The 11,389-nt window shown below is 39.5% G+C and carries 10 protein-coding genes and 1 pseudogene; 4 read left to right on the top strand and 7 right to left on the bottom strand.

Annotation, left to right across the window (positions count from 1 at the left end; translation table 11 throughout):
* Positions 1-112: 112 nt before the first annotated feature.
* From IEV97_RS11715 to IEV97_RS11700, 4 genes are all read right to left on the bottom strand, one after another.
* Positions 113-622: a hypothetical protein gene (locus IEV97_RS11715; protein ID WP_188501691.1), complete on the bottom strand. Its 510-nt coding sequence runs from the start codon at positions 620-622 to the stop codon at positions 113-115.
* Positions 623-710: 88 nt separating this feature from the next.
* Positions 711-1,988 (bottom strand): Y-family DNA polymerase, encoded by a 1,278-nt coding sequence (locus IEV97_RS11710; RefSeq protein ID WP_188501690.1) that lies wholly within the window; start codon positions 1,986-1,988, stop codon positions 711-713.
* Positions 1,985-2,449, bottom strand: coding sequence for a LexA family protein (locus tag IEV97_RS11705; RefSeq protein WP_188501689.1), 465 nt, complete (start codon positions 2,447-2,449; stop codon positions 1,985-1,987). The genes IEV97_RS11710 and IEV97_RS11705 overlap by 4 nt, the downstream gene beginning before the upstream one ends.
* Before the next feature lie 223 nt (positions 2,450-2,672).
* A complete protein-coding gene (locus tag IEV97_RS11700; RefSeq protein ID WP_188501688.1) occupies positions 2,673-4,190 on the bottom strand; it encodes a competence protein CoiA family protein in 1,518 nt (505 codons plus the stop codon).
* 229 nt (positions 4,191-4,419) lie between these two features.
* Here IEV97_RS11700 and IEV97_RS11695 point away from each other — a divergent pair, with 229 nt between their 5' ends.
* Both IEV97_RS11695 and IEV97_RS11690 read left to right on the top strand, forming a co-directional pair.
* Positions 4,420-5,427 carry a hypothetical protein gene (locus IEV97_RS11695; RefSeq protein ID WP_188501687.1) on the top strand — a complete coding sequence of 336 codons (1,008 nt, stop codon included), beginning with the start codon at positions 4,420-4,422 and terminating at the stop codon, positions 5,425-5,427.
* A 67-nt stretch (positions 5,428-5,494) separates the two neighbouring features.
* Positions 5,495-6,427: a DUF4268 domain-containing protein gene (locus IEV97_RS11690; protein WP_188501686.1), complete on the top strand. Its 933-nt coding sequence runs from the start codon at positions 5,495-5,497 to the stop codon at positions 6,425-6,427.
* A 71-nt stretch (positions 6,428-6,498) separates the two neighbouring features.
* Here IEV97_RS11690 and IEV97_RS11685 read toward each other — a convergent pair.
* Positions 6,499-7,158 (bottom strand): annotated as a pseudogene (locus IEV97_RS11685) (SOS response-associated peptidase).
* A gap of 99 nt (positions 7,159-7,257) precedes the next feature.
* On the opposite strand from IEV97_RS11685, the gene IEV97_RS11680 reads away from it, so the two are divergent.
* Positions 7,258-7,542 (top strand): hypothetical protein, encoded by a 285-nt coding sequence (locus IEV97_RS11680; RefSeq protein WP_188501684.1) that lies wholly within the window; start codon positions 7,258-7,260, stop codon positions 7,540-7,542.
* A 76-nt stretch (positions 7,543-7,618) separates the two neighbouring features.
* On the opposite strand, the gene IEV97_RS20220 is transcribed toward IEV97_RS11680, so the two are convergent.
* Entirely contained in the window at positions 7,619-8,002 is a 384-nt protein-coding gene (locus IEV97_RS20220) for an HNH endonuclease (RefSeq protein WP_373283830.1), read from the bottom strand.
* A gap of 212 nt (positions 8,003-8,214) precedes the next feature.
* Positions 8,215-8,478 (bottom strand): helix-turn-helix domain-containing protein, encoded by a 264-nt coding sequence (locus IEV97_RS11670; RefSeq protein ID WP_188501682.1) that lies wholly within the window; start codon positions 8,476-8,478, stop codon positions 8,215-8,217.
* Between the two features lie 107 nt (positions 8,479-8,585).
* Here IEV97_RS11670 and IEV97_RS11665 point away from each other — a divergent pair, with 107 nt between their 5' ends.
* Positions 8,586-10,892, top strand: coding sequence for a DNA-methyltransferase (locus IEV97_RS11665; protein WP_188501681.1), 2,307 nt, complete (start codon positions 8,586-8,588; stop codon positions 10,890-10,892).
* Positions 10,893-11,389: the final 497 nt, after the last annotated feature.

Genomic DNA, 11,389 nt, shown 5'->3' with positions numbered 1-11,389 from the left:
TATTAGGACACTCTGAACTTAATATTAGCCTTACTTTCCTTAGAAGTATTAGATTGGTTCAGGTTAACAGTTAATGGGTATTAGAAGCTTCTTCCTTGTTCATCTTTACTAACTAATCGAATAGATTAATAAGTAATTCAGAGAAATCGGCTCTTCCATATATGGAATTGTGTGAGTTAACTACAGAGTAGTTTCCCTCATCAGTAGCCATGGCACATTCTCTACATTTCATTGTGAATCTGATTGTATTGATGTTGCTATCTTTCATCATCTCAATCTCTTCTGGTGTTAGGTAATAGGCTGTTGTTGCAACCTTATTCACATAATCGTATAAACCGCGGTCAATCAACGTAATTACTTCTCCATTGTCTAGGAAGATATAAGCTTTACCTCTTATCAGGGTCCCTAACATTGACTCTGTACTAAGAGCGATAACTCCAGATTCTCCCTTCTTAGCAATTAATACATCAAGGGATTGGGTCCCGTAATCTTTCGAACGAAGTGTATAAGTATCAGTGCTAGGATAGCTCTTGTTTCCAATAAAGAAAAGGTTTTGTGCGAAGGCAGAGGCAGCTATACAGTTAAATACCAGTAATAGAATTATCTTCTGAAGGCTTATCATAGGGATTTGATGAAGTAATGTTTCTTCTGATACTGACAAGTTATATAATATATTTTAATAGGTATATAGAAAAATAGAAAGAGTACATCTAAAACAGGTTGTGAACTGTTGGAAGTTCAGCCATCCTAGTGGTATAGCAAGGGGACTTATAATCAGACTTCAGAATCCAGCTCTTGTTAGTACCCTGTGCAGCCACCTGTACCTTGCTTCTGCCAAATCTGTCTGTGAGTTTATCCATTACATTCATCAACTTACTATGTTTATCCCTGTCAACCGTATCTAAGAGGTCAAACTGTATCTGGTTGTCAGGTATAATCTCTGTCACAATAACCCCGCTTTTCTTATAGTAGTAGTTTGGTTTATAGATAGCTCTAAGTGCAAGAGTAGCATAATGAATCAATTCTATGTCTGAATTGGTTGCTACTGGCATACAGATGGTCTTGCTGTTGTAGTACTGTCTATCGTTCTCAGAGAAGCGGTTGGTCTGGATAAACACAGTTACAAGTCTGGCACAGCTCTTTTGCCCCCTGAGCTTCCTGGCGCACTTAGCTGCATAGTTCGCTGTGGCCTCTTGAATATCTTCAAAGGTGGTTAGTTTAGCCCCAAAGCTTCTTGAAGTGCAGATACCTTTCTTAGGAGGGTTTACCTCTTCCAACTCTAAGCATGACTCCCCTTTGAGCTCCTTTAGCAGCCTGGCACCAACAACAGTCATATTCTTTCTGACCCAGTTCTCAGAAGCGTTAGTAAACTCCAATGCTGTATGTATCTGATGATTTCTAAGGAACTTGGCATATTGCCCACCTATACCCCATACATCCTCTATCTTCGTAGCTTCTAAGGCCTTCTTAATGTGGAAAGGGTCTGTTAAAACTAAAACACCATTGGCTTTCGCTGACTTCTTTGCGAGCTTGTTCGCGACCTTTGCCAGTGCCTTGGTTGGGGCTACTCCCAGACTGACAGGGATGCCAGTCCACTTCGTCACTGTCTTCTTGATTTCCCATGAATAACTGAACAGGTCTATGTCATAGAAGTCGCCAAGGTCGAGAAAGCACTCGTCTATGGAGTATACCTCCACATGAGGCGTGAACTGTGAGAGTGTCTGCATAACCCTATCAGACATATCACCATAGAGCACATAGTTAGATGAGAAGGCTTTGACATGGCTATGCTCAACCAAGTTTCTAATTTTAAAGAAAGGGTCCCCCATCTGTATGCCCAGCGCCTTTGCTTCATTGCTCCTTGCGATTACGCACCCATCGTTATTACTTAGCACTACCACTGGCTTCCCATTCAGCGAGGGGTCAAATACTCTCTCACAGCTAGCATAGAAATTATTGCAGTCACATAGTGCGAACAGACTGGTCATAGCCTAACGGGTTTATGAAGTACCCAGACCACCACTCCCCATACTCTCATGTCCATGTCCTCTGTGACCTCAATTGGCTTGTAGTTTGGATTTGCTGGGTAGAGGTATGCTTTATTCTTAATCTTTCTGAAAGTCTTTACAGTGAATTCCCCATCTAGGAAGCACACGACAGGCAATCCATCAGTTGGAGTTAGCGCTTTATCAATTACTAGAATATCCCCATCGTGGATGTTTGCATCCTGCATTGAGTTGCCCTTAACACGCATCATGTAGGTAGAGGTTGGATTCTGTACCAAGTACTTACCTAAGTCAATCCTATCCTCTAGGTAATCATCAGCAGGAGAAGGAAATCCAGCTGAGACATAGGAAGCAAAAAGAGGCAAGTCGATGTTTTCTAATGATTCAAAGTCAAAGGGCTCTAAGGCATGGGAGGATATGGGAATAACTTTGGCAGTACACATAACAGCTATTATTATATCTTATAACTAATATAATTAGCAATTACGTAGCAATTTATTGATTTAGCTAAATTAATTAGTTTTATTTATAAACATAACTATTAACATTACATTGGTTAAGGGTTAAGTTGCTGGAAAATAACACACACCACTAGTGTAGACAAATAAAAGGTTCTCCTGCTTTTACCTATTTATATAAGCCTAATCTTAGGGTAGATATGGATAATCAGTCTCTTTTATTAAATCTAGCGTCAAAAGCTCTGTCCTTAATCCTAACAAGCTCTTCTCTGAGTTTTCTAATATGGCTTTCCTGTCTCTCCATTTCACGAATGTCTTCCTCCATTCTTCTGATTTCTTCGAACTCATCGATAATTGCCTCGCTTCTGCCCTGGCTATCTTTTTCTCTTCGTCCTCTAAGTTCTGCAGCTTGACTCTCCTCCTGTTTAATTCTCCGCTCTTCCTCAGCGTTTCCGTTCTGAATATTAATAACTCTTTCTCTTGCAGCTTCATGTTCTTCTCCAGCTCTTCTAATTCTTGCAACTGCTTCTCTACATTCTCTAAGCTTTCTAATTCTTTCAACAAGCTCCTTTCTTCTTCCTTCCAATCTATCATAAAAATCATCTTCTTCTCGCTGAATTTCTTTATGCTCTCTGATAAGGTTGTCTCTCTTTGTGTGATATCTTTCCTCCAAGTCTCTATGATGTCTTTCCTCTGCTTCTGCCTCTTCTCCAAATCTAGCTTCTGTTGAGTCAAGCTCCTTTGCCTTTTGCTGTTCTCGTTGGATAAACTTTGAAACTGCTGCCTCAGCTTCTGCTCTTGCTCTTTCAATAAGGTCTGCCAACTCTTTCCTTTCTCTTTCTGCATTTCCCTCAACTCTTGATAGCTCTTCCTCAATAGCTCTTCTTCCCTCTGCAAAGTCACTGCTTCCCATAAACTTCTTAATTCCTCGTATGCATTCTCTAACTCTGAACGTGCGGCACTGGATGGTTTCCCCCTTAGGAATGTCTCCTGGCTCTCTATTAAACTCAGTACTTGCGTTACTAATAAGGTGGGTAGCTGGATTGAATTTGGTTTTCGCTTGTTCATTGTTGTACAGCCACTTGCTGTGATTAGATGATACTATATTCTTTTCAATATCTTGTGGGTTAGCCGCCTTGGGAATCAACAGCTCAATGGCGTCGACCCCCAAATGCATCAGCCTCATTCTTTTCTCCTCGTCCGTTTTGTGGGTAGCACAGAGTTCTATTATCAATATAGGTTTATTCTTCTCATCCAAGAAGAGTACATCTGGCTTTACCAAAAGATGCCTTTTACCTCCCATACTGTCGAAGCTCTTTCCAAACTTTACTTGCCCATACTCATCTTCATAGATGTAGCGCTCGATAAGCACTGAACTTGCCTTCACTATTCTGGAGGGAGATATAGTTATGCTGCCCCCTCCATACTCCTTTGGAACACCAATCGAAACCTTTGGGACGCGCACCTCCTTAAGCCTCTGCAGAATCTCCTTGGCTATCTTGTGTCTATAGGTCTCATCAGACCAGGTGCACTCACTGCTCTTATCTACATCATTCGGATGGTGCCTAAAGTGTGGCTGGCGTATCCTACCCAAGTAAGCAATCATCTCAGAGCTGCATCCTATACAATAGTATCCATTAGCACCACTCTGTGCAGAAGTAATATGAAAGACTTCTCCTGTGATATACTTTGCGAACTCGAATGTTACTTCCTTTATCTTAACCATTTGATTATCCTCTAAGAGCCTATAAGTTTCTCCATGATTATTATCTCTATAAGAATCAATTGTCATCGCCTGCAATTGCGATAGTGTAGTTTATGCTATATATTGTTTCTAATATACAACAAAAGTCGTACCCATAATATGTTACACTTTACAATAACTTGATTTTGTGCATGATGACAACTTTATCCAGACGCTCAAAAGAGCTATGGTAAACTAATATAAATGATAGATGATAAGAGTAATAGAAATAAAGGCGCTTCCAGACCCTGAGCTTGTATCTATCACTATAGAGCAGGATTTGCCCAATATCCCAGGATATCGAAAGAAGAAGGAGAGAGTGACAGGTTATACAATTGGAAGTATCAACTATAACTGCCGCATTGGCGATGTCTTTGACCATGCATATCTAAAAATCATCACCCAAGACCACCCTTTCGATTTTAATCCCAATAATTATGATATCGATATAGAATTTGCTCTTAAGTGTTTTCAATATGAAAGTCACTTCGAAAGTGGAGTGTACTATAGGTATGACACAGTTGGAATAAAGGATACTAGCGAGGCACTTCAGTTTCTCAAGGACAATTACTATGAATCAGATGCGAGCATGGGTGACGACAACAGTGCTCGTAATAGATATGTCACAAATGCCACCGCCAGCTCAATGGCTCGCTATGCTATGGTTTATCTCAATACTCAAGGCTACACCCCTAGCCAGATACATAAGCTGAGAAAGAATTTATCACTGGAGAATCTGAATAGTAGAAGGTTTACTATAGAAGAATTGTTACTGTGCTTTGAGAAACAGAGCGCTTATTTCCTAAACCTTTACAAAGAGATGAACGAAAACGATAGGTTCGAGAATCATCTAATGAACTTGTCAGACCACGCCAAGGCATTGTTGATGTTAGAGGGCTATGGGCCCGTTGAAGATATAGCTGCAAGATTTGGGAGACAGGTATTCCATAAGCATGTTTCTCGCTATAAGCATTTCCCTACTCATAATCATGTACATCAATGCGAAAGTATACACAATGATTACGATGAGAATGGTGTATTTCACGCTAATACAAAGGTTTTTGGCTCTAATAAAGAAACTAAGTTCTATGTTGTGACAGAAGACTATCTTAAACAGCTTGGGATGAGGCTTTGTAAGAACTGCCAAGATATTGATGATAAACAGTATACTAATACGAGCTTCTATTCATCAGATGCAGATAATGATTTGCCATTCTAACCTTTTATCTGACCTAAGTTATTCACTAGTTCATATCAGTCTAATTGAAAGAATAAACTAACTATCAATGGATTTAGGAAATATAAAAACAATCCCACCTCGCCTTAAGTGGAACAGCGAAGCAAGAGACTTTACACCTTGGCTAGCAAACAACATTGAGAGCCTGAACAGAGCCATAGGGCTTGAACTGGAAGTAGAGAACACTGAGGTTGCTTGTGGTCCATACTCTGCAGACATACTCGCTAAGGATACTGGAACAGGCAAGTATGTCGTGATAGAAAACCAACTTGAGAAAACTAACCACGACCACTTGGGCAAGGCAATCACCTATTCATCTGTCTTGGATGCTTCAACAATAGTTTGGATTGCGACTGAGTTTACCCAGGAGCATACAAAGGCACTTGACTGGCTGAACGACCACACCTCTGATGAAATCTCTTTCTATGGTGTCCAATTGGAACTCTGGCAAATCGACGATAGCAAGCCAGCTCTTAGATTCAATATCGTCAGTAAACCCAATGAGGCTGTCAGACAGGCTGCTAAGTCCAAGGCGAATGAGGACCTATCAGACAAACGGATGTTTCAACTTGAGCTTTGGACTAAGTTCAGGGATAAGCTTGCTAAGACAAAGAAAATACCTTCTCTGCAGACACCCCGCCCCCAGTATTGGTTTGACGTTACCTTAGGCAAGTCAAACATCCACTTATCGAACATCTGTAATACTGATGCAAACAATGTAGGTATAAGGGTGTACATAGGAAACAAAATCGCAGACACAATGCTCCCTTACCTAGAGAGCAGAAAGGCTGAGATAGAAAATGCGATAGGGCAGCCCCTTAGTTGGAACCCCAATCCTAACAATCGTGACAAAATCATCGCACTAACGCAGTCAACTGACTTCAATGACCCTACGAAAATCGAAGCTGCGTTGGATTGGCTTGTCCAATACACAATTAGGTTTAGGGAGACATTCGCAAAGATTGTGGCTGAGGCTCCATAAGCTGTTCTTTCCTAGAACCTATAGCACCTTGTTGTCATATATTCCACTTAATAGACAAGTGGGTTCTTGAGCTATAGTGAATTGATAACAGCAGGTGTGTTGTTCATTAGGGAGTTTACCAGTGGGGATACTGGATAGGCCTTCAACTCTTCAGAATTGTAAGGATTCAGCAGAGCAAGTAAAGCCTCCTGTGTCTCGTGCTCACCCAGCCACAGCTCCTCAGCCTCTGGTGACAGTATTACAGGCATCCTGCCATGGATAGGTTTCACTATATCATTGGCATTTGTAGTAATGATGGTGTAGGTATGCAACACCTCATCTGTACTCTTGTCTAGCCACTCATCCCATAAACCAGCAAAGGAGAAAAGCTCTTCGTTCTTAAGTAGAATCCTATAGGGCACCTTCCCCTGTGGTGTTACCTGCCATTCATAGAAACCATCAGCTGGCACCAGGCACCTCTTTGATATGAGCAGGTTCCTAAAAGAGGGCTTCTCCGTCAGAGTTTCAGCCCTAGCGTTGATGGAGCGTTTCAATAACATAACATCCTTTGCCCAGAAAGGCTATAGGCCCCAAGAGAAGAGCTGAATCTTATTGGGTTCACTATTAGTCACTACAGGTAGATTCTGAGAGGGGGCAGCATTATAATGTGCCTCTTTCATGTGGTTTATCAATAGCTTGGCTACACGTGAATTACCTTTAGCCTTAGGAATGACTGAATATCGACCACACATAAACTTTTAAATAAGTACAGATGTTAATGCACCTAATATGTAGATACTCATGTTTCCACACGAAGTTTGTAGCAAGTTTGTTAACAGATAAGAAATACTATGAAGAACCTCTTACTCCCCTTATTTTGTATGATGTTTAGCTTTGCACCTCTTGTCGAAACTGTATCAGAGTTAGAGGGTAAGCCTGTTAATAAAAATGTTGCTCAGTTTTATAACAAGGTTAATCTACTAGTTTACATCTGTAAAGGCGGGGCAGCTTATGCCTATCATATGGATAAGGCTTGTGAAGGATTGACCTATTGTACACGTGACATTATAGCAGTAACTAAATCTGATGCTAAGGCTAAATTCAAAAGAAAGCCTTGTAAGAGGTGTAGCAAATAGAGTAATGTATCTTGTTTTCTTAACTTAACAGTCATAGACCACCTTGTAGTCTGATTAAGGATTACCCAAGATTACACTAATGAGCGTTGCGTTCATCCTCAATATTGTATATCCCTTGCTTATGTAGCCATTCAGCCATAGCCCAGCCTTCCTGAAAGCGTATATTGGCCATTGTTAATCCATACTCACGACATAGGTCATGGTATTCTTTATAAGTTTTAGGTTGTTTAACGAACAATATCCACATTAAGGCAGATTGTGTAGTAAGAAAGGTGAGTCCTCCTTGCTTATGGCTTTCTCTCCTAACTACATTGCACCTACGACACAATAGCTGGATATTATCAAGAGTGTCCGCCTCTTCTTTGAGCTTAATCCTTGGGTTAACATGGTCAGCCTGTAAGTCCAACCTAGTTCCACAGTTCCTGCATACTCCATCCTGAGCATAGAACCACTCGAACATCTTACGCATGGTCTTCCCTTTCCCATATACCCTTTGGAAGTTGGCAGTGGTTAATGATGTGCCTACTTGTGGGGGATTTAAACCGCCCAATACATGTGAGGCTACTTCCTTATAGCTTACTAAGCCATTCTCAATTAACATTTCGAGCAAGTTTTTCCAATGTTGCTCATTCCAATCTCTGTCAGAGTTAGGGAGGTCTTCTTGTGGAGGAGTTAGCATTCTTTGAATTTTAATGCGATTTGACGCTCCATTTCTGTGATGAAATCAATAATATCAACATTCATTGCAATACACATCTTGCGAAGTTCTATGACATCTATCCTTCTATCACCATTTTCGATTTTGCTAATAAGTGTTTGGTCATAGCCGATTCTTACACCTAATTCTTGTTGAGTCAGTCCAGCCTTTTCTCTGAATGAGCGCAAGCAATTAATCAGTATGTAGTGATTCCTGTCGTAGATAGATTTAGATTTCATTTAGCACAATGGAGCCTTTGCGTTCTTAAAGGTATTTATCCTTGTTGCGTATGCCAAAATCGCATATCTTTGAAGGTACATTGATGTTACTTTCGCTTACTAAACTCATGGATTCAAAAACATTACTGAGCATACTACTACACGAATTTCAAGTTACTCTAAGTACAGATTGGATTCCTGATAAAGTTATCTACAATAGCTCTTTAGAATTGATTGAATCAATAGGTGTAAACCACGCATATTCAGCTGCCATTCGTAGAAAGCACCTCATTAGAGTTATTAATAATAAATTCAGCTTCAATGAAGATATTTATAAGAAGCTGTATGCATACTTTGCGAAGGAGAAAGGTAGAACGTTCAACTACCACCAAAAGAGAGAAATAGAATTTTTCTTAGATGACAACAATGTTATAGGTTTGAAAGAATGGGCGCGCCTTAAACTAAATCAAAAGGAATACTCTGAAGGCTTCTTCTCACAGCTTCACGCCAAAACCAGTGATGAAACGGTTCAACTCCTGAATAAACACGTTTTAGACAACCCTGACTTGTCTGATGATATATTTACGTCTTTATTCTCAGCAGCTATTTACTATAGCTTTCCTGAAGAGTTAGTGCATAAGTACTTTAACAAAGATTGTGATGCTGATTATAAGGTGCGCTATTTTGAACATCTTATCACATTTCATCCTCAACAAATCCACAGAGATAAGTCATTGTACTATCTAGTTATTGATGACGCATTGGTTAACCGCTTTCCTAATGATGATGCATTCAGGAACAGCTTGTTTCAGTTTATATCAGATTGTTTTGCGACTCTTTCTAATCATTGCCACTTAGGTGTGCTTATAAAGAGCTCTTCAACAATAACACAAGAGGTAATATGGAATCTCTTTGGAGATATCATGCTCTACTCAGAGAAGTTTATAAACCATAAAATCAAGAGTGGCTACTTTCATCCTGATAAGGTAAGAAATCAGACTTTGAACGGCATACCAGACTTAAACGAGGATAAGGCTGATTTCTCAGAAGTTAATGAAGGCTTCGTCTATAAAGACTGTTTTATACTTTGTTCTGATGAGAAGCTCAAAGAGCAAGAATACAAGTCATATAAAGACTACTCAGTATTGGTATTGTTAGAGAAGAATGAAAGGGATGAGAATTTGATACCATGTCCTTCGTGTCGCAGCAAGAATGTACGCGGCAATTCTTATCCTATACTTAATGTAAAGAGTTGGGAATGCAACAATATTCTCTGTAATGATAAGAGTAAATATAACAGAGGGAAGAGATATTCCTTATCATCATTAATACGCCAAGAGGCTATTGATGATGAGCAGAATCAGATAAATGCGGCAAGTATCCAAAAATGGCGACTTGATGTAGTAAACCTGACTGATTATGATTTAGCATTGGAAATGCTAATAAACCATTACACATTAGTACATGATAGTATTATTGTATGTAATGTTGATTATGCTAGCAACTACAATCACCGCCATATAGAGTCAATCGACTTCCCCTCAATTGCTAGACAAGATTACGCGAGTAGGTTTTACAATATGCCTTTCTTTAATAGGTTTGGAATAGACTCTGGTGCTCAAGCGACTTCCCACCCCCTATTTGAAGATATTAGCACTGTAAATAACATAGAGATATATAATGGTGATTCAAATGTGGTTATGCGTCAATTTGAGGATAATAGCTTAGATGGGGCAGTTACATCGCCTCCCTACTACAATGCTAAAGACTACTCATCATGGAGCAACATATACTGTTATTTGCAAGATATGTATGTTAATGCTCAAGAGGTTTACAGACTGCTTAAGCCAGGTTCAATTTATCTTTACAACATCTTCGACTATTTTGATAATGAGAATAATGTTGTATTCTCAGCTATGGGAAAGAAGCGCCTAATACTAGGAGCTTATATTATCTACTTATTTAAAAAGATTGGTTTTAAGCTTAATGGGAATATTGTCTGGTTTAAGGGAGAGGTAGAAGGGAAAAGGAATTTTAATCAGGGTAACATGTCACCCTATTATCAAGCGCCTCATAATAGCTATGAGCATATTTTCATCTTTTCAAAAGGAGAGGTAGATGATAATATACTAGGTAAATTGCCCAAGATTTTGAAGAGTAAACCTGTTATAAAGATGGTGAAAGGAAAAAATACTATAGGGCACGATGCACCTTATCCTATATCTATTCCTAATCTGTTGAGTACAATTCTACCAGAAGATAGCAAGATTATAGACCCGTATGGTGGTACAATGACAACTGCACTATCTGCATATAATCAGGGCTTATCATCGATTTCAATAGATTATGATGCAAAACATTGTGAAATAGGTCTTACGCGCCTTGTAAATCAAATCTATCCTAAAGAGTTACTACTATTCGATAAAGTAAATTAAGTAACTCTTAGAGTAAATAAGTTTTAAGACTATGAGAATAAAGGGGGAGGTAAATTACCCTCCCCCTCCAGACAAATAGCTATAAGTCTTTTGCTACGTTCTTTCAGTGGTTTGATTTTGAGGAGTAACCATCTCACAGAACAATGCCTAAGAAATTCAGCATAACTCCTATTTCAGCTACTTTACCCCTGTCGCTACGAACTGTGTAGGAGGTTTATAGCTGAAATGACTGTGCGGGTAGAGTTTACCCTGAATAAAGAATAAAATAACTCCTGAATGCCAACTCAATATCCTGTCTACCTTTAGCTTCTCTCCTTCATTTAGTTTGCGGATGGCTCTGGTACAAACTACTTCAAATGGGCAGAAAACCCTTTGGAGCTTGTACTTCGATAGGAATAGACAACTATCAGAGAACCTGCTTGGCTCAGGGTTCAATAGGTACCTAGTAATCATATGCGAGAAATTCAAAAGAAGTAAATGAAAAAGGGTAGCCATGT

Origin of the sequence: Pontibacter amylolyticus, assembly GCF_014638845.1 — a bacterium.
In the GTDB taxonomy this organism is placed as follows: domain Bacteria; phylum Bacteroidota; class Bacteroidia; order Cytophagales; family Hymenobacteraceae; genus Pontibacter; species Pontibacter amylolyticus.
The sequence above is the reverse complement of the archived record's forward strand: the minus strand, read 5'-3'. Positions and strand labels throughout refer to the sequence as shown.